General features: G+C 28.8%; 21 protein-coding genes and 1 pseudogene. 20 read left to right on the top strand and 2 right to left on the bottom strand.

Translation table 11 applies throughout. The features are described from left to right. Positions 1-100 precede the first annotated feature (100 nt). From AC0L4B_RS11550 to AC0L4B_RS11540, 3 genes are all read left to right on the top strand, one after another. Positions 101-1,198, top strand: coding sequence for a hypothetical protein (locus tag AC0L4B_RS11550; protein ID WP_473437039.1), 1,098 nt, complete (start codon positions 101-103; stop codon positions 1,196-1,198). 279 nt (positions 1,199-1,477) lie between these two features. Continuing rightward, entirely contained in the window at positions 1,478-2,308 is an 831-nt protein-coding gene (locus AC0L4B_RS11545; RefSeq protein ID WP_473437038.1) for a hypothetical protein, read from the top strand. A gap of 660 nt (positions 2,309-2,968) precedes the next feature. Then, the gene (locus tag AC0L4B_RS11540) at positions 2,969-3,496 is read left to right on the top strand and encodes a hypothetical protein (RefSeq protein WP_473437037.1); all 528 of its coding nucleotides are present in this window, start codon (positions 2,969-2,971) and stop codon (positions 3,494-3,496) included. 168 nt (positions 3,497-3,664) lie between these two features. Here the strand turns inward: AC0L4B_RS11540 and AC0L4B_RS11535 are convergent, their stop codons facing one another. Next, positions 3,665-4,657, bottom strand: coding sequence for an IS110 family RNA-guided transposase (locus tag AC0L4B_RS11535; protein ID WP_473437036.1), 993 nt, complete (start codon positions 4,655-4,657; stop codon positions 3,665-3,667). A 213-nt stretch (positions 4,658-4,870) separates the two neighbouring features. Here AC0L4B_RS11535 and AC0L4B_RS11530 point away from each other — a divergent pair, with 213 nt between their 5' ends. From AC0L4B_RS11530 to AC0L4B_RS11475, 12 genes and pseudogenes are all read left to right on the top strand, one after another. Beyond that, positions 4,871-5,362: a hypothetical protein gene (locus AC0L4B_RS11530; protein WP_473437035.1), complete on the top strand. Its 492-nt coding sequence runs from the start codon at positions 4,871-4,873 to the stop codon at positions 5,360-5,362. 522 nt (positions 5,363-5,884) lie between these two features. After that, positions 5,885-6,487, top strand: a pseudogene (locus AC0L4B_RS11525) (SLATT domain-containing protein); the annotation flags it as partial. Further along, entirely contained in the window at positions 6,488-6,826 is a 339-nt protein-coding gene (locus tag AC0L4B_RS11520) for a hypothetical protein (protein ID WP_473437034.1), read from the top strand. 159 nt (positions 6,827-6,985) lie between these two features. Beyond that, a complete protein-coding gene (locus AC0L4B_RS11515; RefSeq protein ID WP_473437033.1) occupies positions 6,986-7,318 on the top strand; it encodes an HNH endonuclease in 333 nt (110 codons plus the stop codon). After that, entirely contained in the window at positions 7,318-8,091 is a 774-nt protein-coding gene (locus AC0L4B_RS11510; protein ID WP_473437032.1) for an HNH endonuclease, read from the top strand. Before AC0L4B_RS11515 ends, AC0L4B_RS11510 begins: the two co-directional genes overlap by 1 nt. Before the next feature lie 220 nt (positions 8,092-8,311). Continuing rightward, positions 8,312-8,650 carry a hypothetical protein gene (locus AC0L4B_RS11505; RefSeq protein WP_473437031.1) on the top strand — a complete coding sequence of 113 codons (339 nt, stop codon included), beginning with the start codon at positions 8,312-8,314 and terminating at the stop codon, positions 8,648-8,650. Positions 8,651-8,654: 4 nt separating this feature from the next. Then, the gene (locus tag AC0L4B_RS11500; RefSeq protein ID WP_473437030.1) at positions 8,655-9,269 is read left to right on the top strand and encodes a hypothetical protein; all 615 of its coding nucleotides are present in this window, start codon (positions 8,655-8,657) and stop codon (positions 9,267-9,269) included. 186 nt (positions 9,270-9,455) lie between these two features. Beyond that, positions 9,456-10,034: an SMI1/KNR4 family protein gene (locus tag AC0L4B_RS11495; protein WP_473439437.1), complete on the top strand. Its 579-nt coding sequence runs from the start codon at positions 9,456-9,458 to the stop codon at positions 10,032-10,034. A gap of 120 nt (positions 10,035-10,154) precedes the next feature. Next, on the top strand, positions 10,155-10,748 hold the full coding sequence (locus tag AC0L4B_RS11490; RefSeq protein ID WP_473437029.1) for an NIF family HAD-type phosphatase: 594 nt from the start codon (positions 10,155-10,157) through the stop codon (positions 10,746-10,748). A gap of 667 nt (positions 10,749-11,415) precedes the next feature. Then, positions 11,416-11,712 (top strand): SH3 domain-containing protein, encoded by a 297-nt coding sequence (locus tag AC0L4B_RS11485; RefSeq protein WP_473437028.1) that lies wholly within the window; start codon positions 11,416-11,418, stop codon positions 11,710-11,712. After that, positions 11,643-12,317, top strand: a complete 675-nt coding sequence (locus AC0L4B_RS11480) for an XAC2610-related protein (RefSeq protein WP_473437027.1) — start codon at positions 11,643-11,645, stop codon at positions 12,315-12,317. The genes AC0L4B_RS11485 and AC0L4B_RS11480 overlap by 70 nt, the downstream gene beginning before the upstream one ends. A gap of 40 nt (positions 12,318-12,357) precedes the next feature. Next, complete coding sequence (locus tag AC0L4B_RS11475) at positions 12,358-13,389, top strand: SAM-dependent methyltransferase (protein WP_473437026.1); 1,032 nt, start codon at positions 12,358-12,360, stop codon at positions 13,387-13,389. Between the two features lie 71 nt (positions 13,390-13,460). On the opposite strand, the gene AC0L4B_RS11470 is transcribed toward AC0L4B_RS11475, so the two are convergent. Next, positions 13,461-14,264: a hypothetical protein gene (locus AC0L4B_RS11470; protein WP_473437025.1), complete on the bottom strand. Its 804-nt coding sequence runs from the start codon at positions 14,262-14,264 to the stop codon at positions 13,461-13,463. A gap of 193 nt (positions 14,265-14,457) precedes the next feature. Here AC0L4B_RS11470 and AC0L4B_RS11465 point away from each other — a divergent pair, with 193 nt between their 5' ends. The 5 genes from AC0L4B_RS11465 to AC0L4B_RS11445 all read left to right on the top strand — a co-directional run bounded on the left by AC0L4B_RS11465 (position 14,458) and on the right by AC0L4B_RS11445 (position 20,076). After that, a complete protein-coding gene (locus AC0L4B_RS11465) occupies positions 14,458-15,492 on the top strand; it encodes an alpha/beta hydrolase family protein (RefSeq protein ID WP_473437024.1) in 1,035 nt (344 codons plus the stop codon). Positions 15,493-15,727: 235 nt separating this feature from the next. Further along, positions 15,728-16,510 carry a CPBP family intramembrane glutamic endopeptidase gene (locus AC0L4B_RS11460; protein WP_473437023.1) on the top strand — a complete coding sequence of 261 codons (783 nt, stop codon included), beginning with the start codon at positions 15,728-15,730 and terminating at the stop codon, positions 16,508-16,510. A 258-nt stretch (positions 16,511-16,768) separates the two neighbouring features. After that, positions 16,769-17,503, top strand: a complete 735-nt coding sequence (locus AC0L4B_RS11455) for a hypothetical protein (RefSeq protein WP_473437022.1) — start codon at positions 16,769-16,771, stop codon at positions 17,501-17,503. Between the two features lie 65 nt (positions 17,504-17,568). Continuing rightward, positions 17,569-17,787, top strand: a complete 219-nt coding sequence (locus tag AC0L4B_RS11450; protein WP_473437021.1) for a hypothetical protein — start codon at positions 17,569-17,571, stop codon at positions 17,785-17,787. Positions 17,788-17,898: 111 nt separating this feature from the next. Next, the gene (locus AC0L4B_RS11445; protein WP_473437020.1) at positions 17,899-20,076 is read left to right on the top strand and encodes an endonuclease MutS2; all 2,178 of its coding nucleotides are present in this window, start codon (positions 17,899-17,901) and stop codon (positions 20,074-20,076) included. Positions 20,077-20,104: the final 28 nt, after the last annotated feature.

The raw sequence follows: 20,104 nt of genomic DNA, 5'->3' as shown, positions 1-20,104 counted from the left end.
GTGAAAGTATACTAGTAAATAGTGACCCAACAAAAGTAACCATTGCACAAGTCTTTAATTTTGTGCGTCTTAATCATTAAAAAAATCTTAAAATTTATAAATGAAACATAATCATGAAAAATCATTCTATGATATAAGTTACGCCTTAACACAGTTAGATGTCAACAACCTGTCTAAACAAGAAATAGAAGAGTCTTTAACAGGAATTAATTTTAATAATGTCCAAGATAAAGACATATTAATTTTATCAAATAAGGTAAACGAAGGAGAAGTAAAAGCTGTTAAATACTTATTAGAGAGTAAGGCTAACCCTAATCTAGAATCCGCTTCAAATCATTATTATAAAGGACCAGCAATCCTTTTTGCATTACAAAATAACTGTTCAAGTACAGAAGTAAAACTAGAAGTCTTGAAGTTGCTTATTGACTATGGAGCTAATATTAATGCAAACATGCAATGGTATGACTCAGAATCAAACAAAAAAATTAAAGGAAATTGTATAGAGTATGGTTTAAAATTAGGAATGGACGAATTAAAAACTATGACTGATGATAGTTTTGATACTGAAAGTAGAAAAGATAGTAGAAATCAAATCGAAGGATTACAAGTAATGCTTTCATTTATTAACGAATTAGAAATAAACATAAGCTCTAAAACCAAAAGAGATTTAGAAGAGTTTTTAAAAATTGAAACTAGAAACAATAGTAAAGTAAATCCTGTAACATATTATAAAAAAGCCTTAAACCAACTAAATGTAGAAAACAGAATAAATGATTTGCCAAAAACAGTTAAAGAAGTATGTTATATGTATTTAGATAACGAAAAATTTATTCCTTCAAAAGAATGGGGAGCATTAATAAAACACATCATTAACATGTCCTTAACCTTTGAAGAAGTTGCTAAAGCAGTATATGAAGAAGAATACGAAGAAGGAATGACTATTGAAGATGATGAAGGTTGGCTAAGTCAGAGTTGGGACGAATACAATTGGTTTAGTGAAATAATTGAAATTTTATCTAACAAAATTGCAATTAAAAACACCGAATGGGAGAACCTATTACTACTTATTATCAAAGAACACGGAAAATACAGTGTAGATATTGAATATGAAATAGAAGAACTACTTGAAGAATCTTGGGTACAATCACATTCGGCATTCCAAAAATTAAAAGATACCGCAAATCAATATTTTTCCTAACTAAACAATTACAAACCCAAATTTGAGGTATTCAAATTAACAGCATAAATTCAATTTTAACCAAAACCCATATTTCAGGATTATACACTTAAATAAAGTGCGATTGTTATCATTAAGAGTATTTATAAAAAACCAGCATTTTTTCACGGGATTCAGGGTATTATATAAAATGTAATGGATTTATTTTTGTAAAAAATAGTTACAAAAACAAATTTCAACATATTTATTTCTAACAACTTACTTCGCTAGTTCTTGATATATAAACTTAAATAACATAAAATGGATACAGTAAATTTTGACGAAATCTTTTTAAAACATTCAATTCTAGAAATATTAGAATGTAATGATCTTGAAGAATTACCTGAAGGGTTAGAAAAGCTAAAATTACTTAAAACAGGAGCAATACCTCTTATACTTCAACAAAAAGAGCCTGAAGGCGAATTTCTAAAAGAAGGCTGTAAAATGTTTGACATGGACTACGAAAAAGTCAAAACCCTATTATTAGCTGTTGCAGATCAGCCTAATTCTGACACAGAAAAAAAATGGTTTGAATTTATGGAAGATGCTATCTTTAAAATATTCAAACAAGCCATTAAACAGTATCCTGTATATGTGTCAAAAACAGCAACAAATACGCAAAAACCATACGCTTATCTAACTATGCGTTGCAATGATTTTGTCCAAGATGGTTTTCAAATTGGATTGGATAATAACGCGCAAAGTGGTGACTGGGAAGGTTTGGCATATAATATTGACGATTTTGATGACTATTGCAGTCTTATTGATGAAATTGACACAAAAGATTGGAGCCCTACAGAAGAAGAATTAGAAAATTATTGTGATGACGATGAGGATGCTTTCTTTGAAGTACTTGAATCTTCTCTTTGTGAAATATTGTTTGAAAAAGTAGGAGAAAAATTAAAAAACGACCCTAGTTTACAGGAATTTATAACTCCTAAAACTAAAATAATACCTTCAGCCTATTTTGCTTATATCCCTTTTCCTTTTACATCTATGCCAGAAAAATTGCGTCAAGAGATTGTTAAAGAACTTATAGATAATGAAGACAGCAAAATAGAAGTTTTAAATATGTGGAAAGATAAAAAATAGCCTGTTTTTTATCTTTTGTATCGTAAAAATTATTGATTTACAAATTGCTTCATACAATATAATTTTAATGGTTCTATGGCTTAAAAGTTTATCCTATTAAGAAGGCTAAGGCTTTATTCATATTTATATACTATTTAAGCCAAATAGAGCTACTTGTCTTGTTGTTTAGACAAAAAAGCATCCTAACAAAGATGATAGTGTAGTATGGTGTTTAATCAAAAGTTCACCACTTTTAACTCAATTCATGTACTAACCATAATCTAGACGTTGTACACGCAACCAAATCATACATAAACAATAGATTGGTTGCTTTAAAACCCACTTATAAAAATTATATATCTTACTAAATCATTTACAAACACTTTGTATACTTCACTTTGGTAACAATTGGCATCTAATGTTTACTTGAATACAACTTCTTCATAATTTTTCATATTTTTACAATTACAGTTTATAATTATGTTGCTTTAACTACTTTCTTTATCGGGAGATAATACTTCTAGTATTCCAAATGGTTCTTTGCAACTTTATAGAAAGAGAGGACTGGTACGTGTCATGGACCTAATATTCTAAAACACGTTATAATTCTCCTCTTTTTCTATCTAAATATAATTTATTACAAACTAAAGAAACACGTTGGGCACAATGAAGACAAACTTTATGAAAAATATAATAATTGGAATTTTTACACTGACTTCTTTTTTTAGTTTTAGTCAAAACCAAAAGATTGAGAATTGGACTGAAAAGGAAAAAGAAAAATATCAAATACTAACCCAGTTAGCTCAATATGTAAACGGAAAAGAAAAATCTGAAATTTCTAAAGCAATACTCTTTGATAAATACATTGAATTCGAATATGTTTTGAAAGACACTTTAGAAACTCGGAAAGAAAAGCGAATACAAAAGTTCGACACTTTATTTTACGCCTTTAGAAAACCAATTGACAGTTTAGGAATTGAAAACCTGGATGCAAAACCAATCCGATTTTACAAAGAACATGAAATCTATGAATCCTTTGAAAAAGAATTATCTACTATAGAACCGAATGTATTTGTATACTTTGAAAAGGATAAACCTGAAAGCCCAAAAGGAACGCTATGGTTTGATGAAAAATCGAATAAATTAATTGCTTGGATTTTATTAAATCAAGGAGGTTATAGGTATTTTTTATCATTTAACTTATTTTAAATCACAGTGCACAACAACGTGTATAATTAATTGCTAGCTTCTAGCCTACTTACGAAAATTCCTGCGGAATTTTCACGGGTTCGTTAAAGTTTATTAACTTAGTTACCTAACCACGCAACAAACCATATACGTATTCCAAGATCAAATCCTAATAAAAAAAACATTTTTTTAAGCTGCATATTGATCAAGAACCACATAAGGTGTTCCTCTCTTTACCACAGCAAAAGCTCTTGCTATTAATTTATTTCGAACATTGTTGACTGCAATCATCGTTTTTTTACCCTCAGCTAATTTTCGTTTGTAATATAAACGCAACTCACTATCGTGTTGTATAGCTGATACTGCTGCCATACTCAATAGACTTTTCATTTTTCTATCTCCTAAATAATGACATTGTTTTCGTCTATGGATGCTTGTCCCTGAGCGATGTTCATAGGGTGCGGTACCGCAATAACTTGAAAATGCTCGCCAATTATCAAAACGGGTAAAATTACCGGTGTGATATATTAATTGACATGCCACTACCAAACCTATTCCTTTTAAACTACTTAATAATTTATAGTTTGTATTCATCGATTCGTTCTCTGATATAATTTCTTTTATTCGTGCTTCAACACTAGTTACTTGCTTGGTTAAATAGTCTATACTACGTTTTAAACTAATACAACCTAAATCTGTTGTTGGGCTAGATAAAAGCATTTTCATTTCTTTTAAAGTCCCCTTAAGTCCTGCATTATTTCTAACTATTTGGTCGCGCAAGGCTAACAATCTACCTAATTCTAATTGTGAATTACTCTTGACACTGCTTGGCGCTAACTCTTCTCTATATAGCCATGCGTATCGTGCGATTAGCTGAGCATCTAATTTATCCGTCTTTTCTTTAACTATTCCTGAAGAGCGCTTGATTTTTAATGGACTCTCTTCTACATAAACAATTGATTGATTACTTAAATAAAGAGCCAGTTTTAACGAGTAATAACCAGTATTCTCAAAACAATAAAATAAAGACCTTCCTTTGGCTTGCTTTAAAACCCATTTTATAAGACTTTTATAGCCTGTTAAATCATTTACAAACACTTTGTGTAATTCACTTTGGTAACAATAAGCATCTAATGTTGTCTTGGATACATCGATTCCTACAACTTCTTCATAATTTTTCATATTTTTACAATTACAGTTAATAAATATGTTGCTTTAACTACTTCCTTTATCGGGAGATAATACTTCTAGTATTCCAAATGGTTCTTTGCAACTTTATAGAAAGAGAGGACTGGTACGTGTCATGGACCTAATATTCTAAAACACGTTGTAGTTCTCCTCTTTTTCTATTTAAATATAATTTATTACAAACTAAAGAAACACGTTGTAACACATTTGATGAAAAATCTATTAACCATTATAATTCTGACCTTTACACTCATATCTTGTGATGGAAAAAAGTATCCAACGATTGAATTAAATGATGTTGATACCAACTTAAAATTAAGAGCGGATAAAATTACATCTGACTTTTTTACTCTTGGAAAAACCGAAAACGGACTTCAAGAATTTCAAAAAATGGATTACATAACACCTCTTGCTCATCGTTCATTAATTGATCCAAATAGTCCTTATTCATGGACACCTTGGATTATTGAAAACCATTTAGGAGCAATTTACTCTAAAAATTTATTTCAAGTCATTGACAAAGGAGTGGTAAAAACCATGAGATATAAAGTAGTTTGCGAATTAAGACCAGATGAATTAGTCGAATTTCGAATTGACCTAAATGAGCAATATCGATTATCAAAAATTTACTTGTACTTGTATGATTCTAAAACGGACAAAAATAAAAATGCGTTCGATGGAGCGTATATAAAATTATAAAAACGTGTTACAACAAAGTACTGTGGTAAAAAACAAGTATAAACTCATTAATTTTTCAATAAAATACTTCTGTAATTATTATCATAACTTAGTCCTGATTTTACTATTGCAAAAACCTCTTTCAATAGTGTATTACAAACTTATAAAGCTTACTTTTCACACTTACCTTTGACTACTAATAGATTGTATATTGCTTTGCAAGCTTAGTTATATTTACAGGCATTAAAACCTACAATTACTAAAACCATATAAAAAATAATACGCCTACTTTAAAATAAAAAATACGTAGTCATACGTATTGTACTTGCAAATGCATTATTGTAATTTAGCTTTTTAATTAAAAAATAAACAGCTATAATAAAATGACACTTATTTGATAGCTGTTAACAAAAGTTGTTATAACGTGAAATATAAGCCCAAAAACTACTATATTAGTTGTTATATAACCAGTTACCACACATTTGAGTAAAAAACGAACATTGGAGAAAAAAATCATATAAAGATTATTTAGACAAAACATTTCTTGAGGAATTGAATTATAAAATTTGGTCTACTAAAGGCAGTAGATTTAATGCAAGTAAAAGACTTTTGAAAGTAGCAGACTTATCAAACTTATGTTTAAGTATGTTATCTGTCTATTTAATAGCTGTCGGACTTTTATCAGTTTATAATATATATTCAACTGAAACGATTGACGAAAACTTAATTGCATATTCAATTACTTGTCTTTCTATATTATTATTAGTGTTTGGACAAATAGAGAACGCAAAAGACTTCAGTACAAAAGCAAAACAATTTCATACTTGCGGGCTTGAATTATCAAAACTGTATAATGATTTAAGGATTTTTAAAACTCTGAAAGAAAAACCAAAATTGAGTGAAAAGAAAGAATTTGCAGAAAAAGTATCTGACAAATATGAACGAATTTTGGAAAGACACGAAAATCACGAGCCAATTGACCATAATATGTTCAAAGCATCAAAAGCAGATTATCACGAATTAAGCAAAATAGATGTTTATAAAATAAAAGCTGATTATTACATTAAAACAAGTTTAATTTATCACACTTTAATAATATTACCACCAATAATCATAATTGGACTTTTAATTAAAACTAACTTATAAATGACAATTAAAGAATTTGAAGAAAAATCTAAAATAATTAGAAAAGAAATTTTTGATGAGAGTCTATTAAGACAACCAAGTATTTACTCATTAAAAAGAGTTGGAAATCAACTTTTAGATATTGTAAAAACAATGAAATCTGAAAATTCCGAAATGATTCCTACGCTTCAATCATTGAAAATGGACTTAGACATATATTTAGCTGATTTAGGTGGAGAACTTCAGCACGATTATGATAAAAATAATAAAAGGTACAAAGGAAAATGGTCAAATGAAAGTAGAAAAATAAGTGGATTTATTTCTCGACTGAAAACATATATTTTAGAAAAAGAAACGTAATAAAAACGTGTGGTAACACCGTATATAATTTATTGCTAGTTCTAGCCTACTTACGAAAATCCTCGCGGATTTTCTATTCGGTTTGTATTTGCAAAATTAGGTGCTTAAACCACGCAACAAACCATATACAAACACGTTAGGCAACATTAAAAAATCCGTATGGCAAACAAATGGGGAATTCCCAAAGAAACAGAAGAATATGTAATCAAAAGAGATTTAGCTTGTGTTTATTGTGGTGTGGATTTTTCAATTGAACATAAATCGAGAAAAACTAAACCAACTTGGGAACATATAGTAAATGATATAAGGATTAATTCAATTGACAACATTTCATTATGTTGTACTTCTTGTAATGCCAGTAAAGGAGCAAAATTATTAGAAGATTGGTTAAAAAGTACATATTGCAATTCTAAAGGAATAACTAAAGAAACTGTTGCGCAAGTAATTAAAAATGCAATCGAAAATCCGCCTAAATTAAATCTCAAAGAGTAATGAATTGGATAATTTCAGCAAATTCCAAAATGTACGACCATTCAAGTTCATTTGAACATTATGGTTCAATAGATTGGAGACAAGGAAAAACTAAATTTGAAGTTGGAGATATAGTTTATATTTATTGTACTCGACCTTTAATGATGTTGCAATACAAATGTATAGTTGACAGAATTGATTTAGACTCTTCACAAATTAGAGACGATAAAGAATATTGGATTGACCAAGAAGAATATTTAAAATCTTTAGATGGAAAATTTATGACTTTAAGGCTAATTGAGCAGATTTCAAATAGCAGAATGAAACTTGTGAATCTTAAAGAAAATGGACTGAAAGCAGCACCTCAAGGTCCAATGAAAATTAAAAACGAAATTCTACAAAAGTACATTGACACTTATTTTACAGATAATTATCAAACTGACTTTTTTCCAGAAACTTTAAAAGAAAGTGAAACGGAATACGAAGGAGCAAAAAAAACAGTAATCGTAAATAAATACGAACGAAGTTCAAAAGCACGAGAAAATGCAGTAAATTATCATGGACTGAACTGTAAAGTATGTAATCTGAATTTTAAAAAAGTTTATGGAGAAATTGGAGAAGATTTTATTCACATTCATCATATAGTTCCAATTAACGAAATCGGAAAGAATTATAAAATAGATTATAAGAAAGACTTAATTCCTGTTTGTCCGAATTGTCATTCTATGTTACACAGAAAATTGAATGGAAAAGAACCAACAATTGAGGAATTGAAACTAATGATGGAAAAATAAAAACGTTGCCTAACACCATATATAATTTATTGCTAGTTCTAGCCTACTTACGAAAATCCTCGCGGATTTTCTATTCGGTTTTTATTTGCTAAATTAGGTGCGTAAAACACGCAACAAACCATATATAAACACGTTGGCAGTAATTAAAGAGAACCTTGTAAAATATGTTGAATTTTTAATCAAGTCTGATAAATGATAAAAAGTAAGAATATCTGAGTTAATGAAAGTACTAAAAAAATTTATAAAGAGATTCTTTATTGTCGCTATCCCTCTTTTTTGCTTCTATCTTTTAAGCCTTTATTCTCTTGCAGAAAACAGTAAAAAACTTCACAAAACAGATGTTGGTTTGGGATTAGCAATAATGCTGTTTTTTCTACTTTCTATTTTAGGCATTGGTTTTATAATTGACTTTATATACAAAATACGACAAAAGCAATATAAAACAGCCTTGACAAATATTCCTTTTCTTTTATTATTCTTAATTCCAATTTTATATATTCATTGCCAAATGGGAGGCTGCTGTGATACGTTTTGCGAGTGGTATATTAATAAATTTTAAACATATGAAAAGCATAATACTCCTATCAATTTTCATTCTATTAATTACCTGTTCACAAAAGAAACCAAATACTGAAACAAATGATTGTGGTAAGAAGATCTCTTTAATACAAAGTAATGAGGGTTCACCTTACAATACATTTTTCAATTATGTTAAGGTGAGTGAATTAACCGATACCATACTTGTTCAAAATAGATCAAAAGTATTTGGTTGTGGCACTGCTGCACTTGAATATGAAAATGAATTAAATAAAAAAGGATTGAACAAATTCTATGAAAAATATGGAACAGTTTTGTCAAATCCAGAATTAATTAGTTTGTTTGAAAAAAATAACAGTGTCAAAATTTTATGGGTAAATACTGGAAATGAAGGCGAACTTTTTCAGTTAGTAGATAGTACTTTACACAAAAACATAAGTCTTGAAAAACGATTAATTTCAGAAAAAACATTTCTAATTTTCAATGATAACCCCAAATCATTAGATAGTTTAACAATAAATATATCAATTGAGAACAAGAAACCTAAAAGAAAAATTCTATACTATTTTGAATTATCAATAGATAAAAACAAATGGGTAATTGACACAGAATATGAAGAAGAATTAATAAATGGAATATAAAAAACTACTGGCAACACCATATAAAATAAATTGCTGGTTTTAGACAATTCACGAAAGTCCTAGCGGATTTTCTATCTGTGATTTATTTGCTAACTTTAGTACTTAAAACACGCAACTAATCTTATACAAGCACCTTGCCAGTAACTTGAGAAAAACCTTTGAACAAATGAAAATTATTGAAAAAAAATATCTGAATTAAGAAATTTAGATAAGACTTTTTCTGTTTTTGGATCTGAAGACCATAAATATAAATTCAATTCTAAAATTTCTGAAAATAAAATTATTGAATTTGAAAATAAACACGAAATTACTTTACCAAACTCTTATCGTGAATTCATATTAAAATTTGGAAATGGAGGTTGTGGACCAAATTATGGTCTACTGAAAATTGAGACAGGTATTTTAGATATTCCACACTATCCCGAACATTCAGATATAATAAAATTGTCGAGAGAGTTTAGGTTTGATACATTTTGGAATTTAGAGGACTTTCCAGATGATGATTATCAACTATGGGAAAAGGAATACGAGGATTCAAAATGGAGTGATGGAATGTTACGAATTTGTCATCAAGGTTGTGGCGTCTTTTTAAACCTAGTAATTACTGGAAAAGAAAGAGGAAATATATGGATTGATGATAGAGCTAATGATGGCGGAATATATCCTGTGAATCACCACGAAGGAAAATCTAAAACTGATTTTACTCAATGGTATCTCAATTGGCTAAATGAATCTATAGAAAAAACTATTGGCAACACCATATAAAATAAATTGCTTGGTTTTAGCCAATTTACGAAAGTCCTAGCGGATTTTCTATCTGTGATTTATTTGCTAACTTTAGTACTTAAAACACGCAACAAGTAATATATAAACGCAACCAAAAATTTGATAGAAACCGAACAAATAGTATTAATTCTTGATTTAGATGAAACTCTAATTCACGCAACTGAAACGAAACTAGATATCAAATCTGATTTTCAGTATGCTGAATATTTTATTTATAAACGTCCAAATTTAATTAAATTTCTAACAGAAATGAACAGGCACTTTAAACTTGCTGTTTGGTCATCTGCTGACGACAAATATGTGAATGACATTGTGAATGTAATTAAACCGACGGAAATAGATTTTGAATTTGTTTGGGCAAGAAGTAAATGTACTTTAAAACGTGACTATAAATTAGATAAATATGTTAGCGAGAAAAGGTTGAAAAAAGTAAAAAAACAAGGTTTCCGTTTAGAAAAATCTCTGATTGTAGATGATTCACCTGAAAAAACAAGAGATAATTTTGGAAACGCAATTTATGTGCAACCTTATGAAGGAAATTTAAAAGATAATGAATTAACTATACTTTCCGAATTTCTTAAGTCGATTAAAAGTTCTGAAAATGTAAGAAGAATTGAAAAAAGAGGTTGGCGCAATAACAACTATTCTAAACAAAGTACTATAGTAAAAAAAGTTAAACCCTCTAATGTTTAGCTAAACTACTACTGTAATATTTATCCTTAATTTATCCTAATTTTGCAATAACAATAGCCTCTTTTAATACTGTATTACAAACTCCTAAAGCTTACTTTTTACAATTCCCTTTGGTGATTAACAGACTGTAAATTACTTTGCAAAACGTCTTCTATTTACAGGCTTTATAGTTGCACAACTATAACAAAACTAATACCATTTAAAATCACTAAAACAAGGGATAATTATGGTCTATTTTACCATAATATCAAATCTCAATCTAACTACCTGTAAAACAGATAAATAACTCATATTCCAAAATAGGTTATAGCGTGGTTATAGCATGCTTATGCCATACTTATAACATGCTTATAGCGTATTATATAGCAGTCAGCATAAACTTATCTTAATAAGCAACCAAACAGTTTAAGTACATAGCCATAGGTACTATATAATGTGTTACTAATTATAGCCTACCTTCAAAAATCCTAGCAGATTTTCTATTCGGTTTTTATTTGTTAAATTAGTTGGTGTAAATTAATGGAGCTGTGTAAAATTTAATAGTTATTACCGTTGTAATAAAACACCAAGACAGTTTCAAAAAATTAGTAATACTATGTACAAATTATCAGTTAACTTAAAATTTTATATCTTATTAACGTTTTATTTTATTTTTTGTAATACATCCTTGGGTAACAAACCATATAACAGACTACAAATAGCTAAAACAACTGTAGTAAATGATTATTTATATCTTGCTACTGTAAATTCTGATACTTCATTAAATGTTAGAAGTACTCCTGATTTAAAAGGGAGAAAAATTGATAATATAAAATATCGTAAAGAAGTAAAAGTACTCAAACAAACCAATATTTTTTTATCATTAAAATTAAAAAACAGGACTGCATATGGACAATGGGTTTATATTTCATACATAGATTCAAACAAAAAGGTAAAAAAGGGTATGTGTATGACTACTTTTTAGAAATGAGTGTTGATATAAAAACACTTGGCATGACTAAAGCAGAAGCCATCACTAAATTTAAAATAAATAAAGATTGTATTATTGATAATGTGTCTGATAAATTTTTATTCAGTATTCAAGGGTTATCCTATTCAGAGGATGATTTTAATAGAGTTAAAAAAGTACGAATCGAAATACAAGGTATAACAGACGAGAATACTACTTTTCAAAGAATTGATTATAAACCTAATCATTGGATGATGTATGATGAAGTGAATTGTAATGCGACAAACTATTTTAAAAACAACACTTCTCATGAAATTGGTGCCTTGGGAGAATTTATAATATGGGATTATAATATTGATGGTTTACATGATTTTGCCATTATGAATGATCAAGGAGGTAATGCTGGTTCTTGGTATGATTTTTATATGCAACAAACGGATGGGAGTTTTAAAATTGAAGAATACCCTTTTTCCCTGTTTCCTACTAATATAGATTATGACAAAAAGACTATCACTGAAATACACCCTTTAGGGTGTTGTAAATTAACTGGAGCAACATACAAGAAAGAAAAAAATAAATGGAAATTAATTGAAACAATAGATGAAGATATGAGAGAATAAAAAAACTAACCATCTACAACTAAGCTAAACTAAACCAACTATGGACATTCAAAAAAACATCATTAAAGTGACCTCAGAATATTTTGAGGACACACTTGACTACCTAAAATTGTCAAAGGCCACTAAAGCCTATAAAGCTATCTTAAATACCATTTGTGAGCAAGATCTAGAGGTTGAAGAAGGTAAAAAAGACATCGCTTTAGATAATGGTAAAGCACTGGGTACGTTTTGGGCTGCACTTTGTCTTGATGATTTATTAAGAACCCGACAATTTATTAGAGGCATAAATAAAGCTATTGAAGACCAAATACAAGCTAACAAAAAACAAATACATATCCTGTATGCAGGTACAGGACCTTTTGCGACACTTATATTGCCTATTATTTTTAGATATCCAAAACAAGCCATTAAATACACTTTATTGGAGGTCAATCCATTTACATTTAAAATATTACAAAAAGTAATTTCTAAATTAGGATTAGAAGGTTATGACATAAACCTAATAAATGATGATGCGACTACATTTAAAATAGATCCAAAAAATAAACCTGATATTATTATTAGCGAAACCATGCAAAACGCATTGGCTAAAGAGCAACAAGTACCTATTTTTTTAAATGTAATGCAACAAGCTAAGTTGGATACCATTTTTATACCAGAAAAAATACAGCTATATCTAGGTCTTAAAAAAGCAGGAATTGCAACGGAAGCACTTAAAGCAAAAGATTATAATAAAGTAGAAAAAGTATTAGACATTAGTAAAGCATCCCTATTTCCTGAAAAGCAATCAAAAACACCAGCCATTACACCAAAAACATTTTCAAAAGTAAAAACGGTTATTAATAGTGATACCTTAAAAGGGTTTAATCAATTGGCTATTATTACAGAGATACAAGTATATAAAAATATAACAATAGATATTAATGATAGCGGTTTGACAACACCAATTTTTATACATAATATCCCAGAACACCTAGAAGACTCTATACTAGTTGAAACACAATATCAAATTACTGCAGAGCCTAAACTTGATTACAAAATAACCCTAACAGACAAGGCAACGGTAATATAAAATGTAGTCAATAAAAAAAGGTGCTAAAAATTAATTTAGCACCTTTAGTTTTTTTGCTTTATAGGTTTAATTTATTCGCAAATAAAGTTACTATTTATAGCATTCTCATCTGTAATATCAGATTCTAAATTAGCTTCTGTAAATAATACAAATCTGTCAATAGCGTGACCTGTAGATCGTCCCGAAACCTCAATGGTATAATCTCCAGGCGTATCAAACACTACATAAATATTGTGTGCATCATTATCGCTTGTTTTTGTATTCCATTTCCAAGCGTTTTGAGTATTCATATAAGCTTTAAACCATCCATCGCTACCTGATCCGTTTGGTACTGTTGTGGTTTGACCTTCACTTTCAGGAATAGGATCCAGAGTTGTTTCCTTTGGATAAACAATATGTCCATCGTTTTTCATGCCATAAAAGTGATCCGCATCTGGTATGCGTAACCAACTGTCATTATGTTCTGATCCTTGCTCACCAATAGTAATATATGATCGCCAAATAAATCTGTAAGTTCCTGGTGTTGATATTCTAATGTTGTAGGTTAAAAGCCCATTTCCTGGATTACCAAAAAACGTGTCTCCTGTCCATACTAAATACCCATCACCAGAAGCATCTTCAATACTTTGTTGAAAACTCCAATCGGTATTTTCAAAATTGGTCTTCTCAAATTCGATATCCAAAACACCATTTTCTTCTATAAAAAAAGTGGTTTGTGTGTCATCACAGATAGTATTTAAATCACCATTAGTTGGGTCTGTTCCGTTTTCTGAAGAAGTGTCAGAATCGGCTGAATCATCTGAACTACAAGATGATAAAGAAATAACAAAAAAAGAAAAAATTAAGGGAATTAGAATTGATTTTTTAAAAAACATATTATATAAATTTTGGTTGTCCTCAAATATAATAAATGTTAAAATGGAATGGCTTAGTAAATGAGATAACTAAAATAGTTTTATGCATACTTACGAGTTTTATTTGTTAAATAACTTAAATACTATCTTATAATAAGCACTCTAATTGTAACAAAAATCTAAATTATTCGTCTTAAAATAAACCAACTATATTATGATGTTAATTAAAAAAATCACAAAATCTATCGGAATTTTAATACTAATTGGAATTCTATTTATTGGTTTCAAGTTTGGAGTTAAGTATTATAAATCTTATCAAAACTCTAATTTATTAAGCAACACAGTTCTAGATTATAATATTAGTCCTAAAGATTATAAAGAGTCTCATAATCTGAAAAATGGAGCTATTGTATCTAAAAAACTAATAAACCTTTCAGAGATACCTCCTATTTGGAATAATGTTTCTGAAAACAATTCCTTATCCAAAAACTACAAATATTTAGATAACATTAATTTTTATTCCATTATTTATAAAAGTGATTCCTTATTAGTTAACGGAATAATTGCTGAACCGAAAAAAGAAGGGACATTTCCTGTAATTATTTTTAATAGAGGTGGAAATAAAGAAGTTGGAAAAGTAGCTAGAGGTAAAACACTACACTCTTTAATACAATCGGCTTCAAAATTGGTTAACGAAGGTTACATAGTTATAGCAAGTTGTTATAGAGAAAATGATGAGTTTGGTGGTAATGATATTAATGATGTTTTAAATTTGACAGAAACCGTTAAAACAATAAAAAAAGTAGACTCTAGTCGTATTGGAATGTTTGGTTGGTCAAGAGGTGGAATGATGACTTATCTATCTCTAAAACATAGTAATAAAATAAAAACTGCTGTAATTGGTAATGGCCCAACTAATTTAGAAAAGCTTATTAATGATAGACCTGAAATGGAAAATTTGGTATATGTTAAACTCATCCCGAAATACAAACAAAATAAAAAGGAAGAATTAAAAAAACGTTCTGTTGCATATTGGGCTAACAAATTAGATAAAAACTCTAGTTTACTAATTCTTTGTGGTACCCAAGACAAGCAAGTAAATCCAAATCAGGCAGATTTAATAGCTGATACATTAACTAAAATAAATTACGATTTTAAACTTAAAAAAATGAAAACAGACCACAAGTTTTCTAATAAAAAAGAAGAACTAAACACATTATTAATTAATTGGTTTAAAGAAAAACTATAACATAATTAATTTATAAATCACATTGTAATTAATCGTGATATATTATTAAAAAAGCATAAATCAAAAGTATCCAAATTTAGTGTTTCATGTTTTTTTAAAAAACATCCCTTGAAAAAAAGCTATTTTGCACAAAATGCAATTAAACAACTAATAAACAATAAAATAAAACAAAAAACAGGCAACTTTTTTACCAGAATTTACGTCTATTAAATAAAACATTTTAAACAAGTTAATCATGGACAAAAGACAATTCTGGAAGCAGCTTACCTTATTTATAATTGTACTACTACTAATTTTACTAACAAGAGAGTATTTTTCTTACCAATTAATTAACAACGGAATTGAATCTTACCAAACACATACAATATTAAGTATTAGTGCAAACCTAATATTAATATTAGTGTCTTTATTTTTTATTAATAAAAATAGACTTTATACAATTGCAGGACTAAAAGGTACCAAATTAAAAAAGTGGTATCTTTTATTATTTCCGCTTGTTTTTTTGGTCATGCTTAACCTATTTGTGATGGATAGTATAACTATTGATAATATATATCCTAACATATTTGTTTACACAATCTATGCTATTTCTATTGGATTTTCTGAAGAGTTAAGTATTAGAGGCTTTTTACAATCGCATTTAATAAGTTACTTAGGACAGACTAAAAAAAGTAGTATTATGTCTGTTTTTATAGCGTCTACATTTTTTGGAGTTATTCACCTTATTAATTTTGACAAAGGGCTTTATGGCGAAATGTCTCAAGTTTGTTTTGCTACTTTTATTGGAGTTATGTTTGGTGTTTTACTAATCATAACAAAAAGAATATATCCATTAATTATAGTACATACCATAATAGATTTTGTTGCAGATTTAGACACTATAGGCTTACCTATTAAAGAAAAAATAAGCAATCCAGCAACTCTTGAAACTGCTATAATTATTACTTTACTTGCGTTACCATGTTTGTTGTATGGTCTTTTTCTGATGAAAAAACATCCATTAATTGAACAAACCTAAAAATCATAAATTATTGTATTTTTAAACTGATTTTGTGACTATTACTATAAACTTTAGAATTAAATTTAAAGATCTATTAATTCTGAAAATTTACAATTAAGTGAATGTTTAAGAGTAAGAAAACAACATTGAATAAAAAATTAACGGTATAGGAAACAAAACTCTAATATTGAATCTAGCTATTTTAATTAAATTTCATTTTAATCTATAAAAACTAATAATAAAGATAACTTTACTCAAAAAATTTAATCTACTAAAATGAAAAAATCATTAATCTTTATTCTAATTTTATGCAATATTACTGCTTATTGTCAAGATAAAACACTTGTTTTAACTTTAAATAACTATCAAGTTTTTCAAGATACAACTCAAAAAACATACAGCATTGTAGACCCTAATAACAACGTAATTATACAAGATTTAAAATATGTAAATTACGCAGGTTTCAGCCAAAGCTTACAGACTTTAGATAAAAGCAACAACATAATTTATTATGATAATACTTTAAAACAAATTGAAACACCTGAAGAGGGCTTTATGACAGTTTGTGGTACTGTAGCCTATTTTAAAAGACAAATTACTGAAGATAAAAACAATTACTATGTAGAGTTTACAAAGGATAATTCCGTTTATAATGAAGGTATTACTAAAACAATTGTAGATACCATTCCTAAAATTAATATCAAACAAATTTACTTTGCCAATACTAAAAAAGAAATTAACTACGATGAAAATTTCTATTTTCCAACGGTCTTAATTTTAAAATTAGAAAACACTATAGCTATAAAAGACAATGATTCGATAAGATATTACGACTCAATTGATTTAAACAATCCATTTGCTATAAAAGTAAAAAAAGGCGATTTACTAGGTTTCGATGGTATTACCGAGGTCAAATTTAAACAATTAGAAAACTTTGAATATAACCTTGCTAAATTTACAGATGTAAACGGTAAAATAGGTTATATTGATTTACGAGGTAATGAGTATTAATACACATTAATTATTCACTAAAAAAATCGTATATTAATAACACTAATAATATAAAAACTATACTTATGAAAGCGACAGTTATATTAGCCTTTTTACTATTTGTTTTAATCACCTTTGTATTTTACAAACTAACAAGTAAAGACTACAAAAAAGATTATAGTAAAAAGTTGTGGTCCAATTGGGTTACCAAAACCTATTATTGGCAAGGTGCATTACTAATTAGTGGTGGTATAACCGTAGCTTTATTATTTGCCCTAAAGTCTGTAAATATCTTACAATTTTAAACTCTTTTGTTTTCATTTAAAATAAACAATTCAATTCCGTAAATTTGTTGTGCTTAAAAAAGATAAATTTAAAGAATTAAGGTTATTCCGTTGTCACGGAAACTATTATAAATGATAAACATTCACGAAAAAACATTACAAGATTTAGAGTTTTCAACCGTATTACATCAAGTAAGCGAGTATTGCATTACCACATTAGGTAACCAAAAAACACTAAGTATTTTACCATACAAAGACCAAGAAACGTTGTTAAATGCATTGCAATTAACCAACGAGTATCTGTCGTCTTACTACAATGATAATCGAATACCAAACCATGGTTTTGATACAATTAGCAAAGAGCTTAAGTTGCTAAAAATAGAAAACACCTATTTAGAAACACACAGCTTAAAAAAACTAGTCTCGATATCCTTAACAGCCAATGAGCTAGTAAAGTTTTTCAAAAAGTTTGAAACCTACTATCCTGGTTTATACCAATACAGTTCTAAAATTGAAGTGACTACAGATATCATTGAAAAAATTGATAGTGTTGTAGACCGATTTGGAGATGTTAAAGACACCGCTTCTGCATTATTAAAAGAAATTAGACAACAAATAAATAGGTTAAAAGGAAAGATAAACTCTAGCTTTACTTCGGCATTAAATCAATATCACAATCTAGAATATTTAGATGATATCAGAGAGTCTGTAGTAGATAACAAACGTGTATTGGCTGTAAAAGCCATGTACAGACGTAAAGTTAAAGGTGCCATAATGGGTGGAAGTAAAACTGGAAGCATCGTCTATATAGAGCCTGAAACCACACTACAACACTCAAGAGAATTAAATAATTTAGAATACGAAGAAAGCGAAGAAGTGGTTCGTATTTTAAAAGAAGTGACCAACTATATGCGTCACTATTTACCATTACTAAATTTATACCAAACTTTTTTAACTGAAGTTGATGTGATCTCCGCGAAAGCGAAATACGCAAAATCCATGAACGCTATTTTACCAGAAATTAGCGAAAAACGTGAGCTATATCTGCGTGATGCCTACCATCCACTACTCTATTTAACCAATTTAGAGAAAAAAGAAAAAACACATCCACAAACCATTAACCTAAAAGAGGACAGTCGTATCATTGTTATTTCTGGTCCAAATGCAGGAGGAAAATCTATTACTTTAAAAACCGTAGGTTTATTACAAGTCATGTTACAATCCGGACTATTAATTCCTGTACATGAGCGTAGTAAAGCCTTTTTATTTGATAGAATTGTAAGTGACATTGGAGATAACCAGTCCATAGAAAATCATTTAAGTACCTATAGCTATAGGTTAAAACAGATGAATTATTTCTTGAAAAAGATAAATAAAAACACATTGTTTTTAATAGATGAATTTGGTACAGGATCTGACCCAGAATTAGGAGGTGCTTTAGCAGAAACTTTTTTAGAAGAGTTTTACGCTAGAAAAGCTTACGGAATCATTACCACACATTATGCTAATTTAAAAATGTTGGCTAATGAAAAAGAGGAAATGATTAATGCTAATATGATGTTTGACGAGCGTACTTTGGAGCCAATGTACAAATTAGCATTAGGTCAAGCCGGAAGTAGTTTTACATTTGAAGTTGCACAAAAAAATGGTATTCCGTATAGTTTAATAAACCGTTCTAAAAAGAAAATTGAACGTAGCAAAGTACGTTTTGATGCCACGATAGCTAAATTACAAAAACAACGTGCAAAGCTTGAAAAAACTAGCGAATCGCTTAAAGTTAATGAGAAGAAAAAACAAACCGAAGCAGATAAGTTAGAAGAAATCAACGCAAAAATACAACGTAAACTAGAAAACTATCAAGAGCTGTATGATAACAATCAACGTTTGATCTACTTAGGTCAAAAAATGAATGATATCTCTGAAAAATATTTTAACGACAAGAAAAAAAGAGAGTTAATGGCTGAACTGTTTAAACTGGTTCAGATAGAAAACTCTAAGCGTAAAAAAGTATCCGCTAAACAAGCTAAAGCAGAAAAAGCTAAAGAAAAGCAAGTACAACAAGAAGCCGAGAAAAAGGTGAACGTTATTAGAAAAAAGAAAAAAGAAGCCAAACAAAAAGCTAAAGACAAGCCTGCAGCACCAAAACCAATTTTAAAAGTTGGAGATAGAGTCCGTATGAATGATGGACGTGCTGTTGGAACTATTGATAAGTTTGAAAAAGGAAAAGCTATTGTTAATTATGGCATGTTTACAACTAATGTTAATGTAGACCTTTTAGAGTTAGTTGAAGCGGTTAAAAACAAAAAGTAAATCTAGGTAATCAATAACATTTTAAATT

Source organism: Olleya sp. NP1-10 (assembly GCF_055804415.1).
Note: the sequence above shows the minus strand (reverse complement) of the source record. Positions and strands in the feature narration are given on the sequence as shown.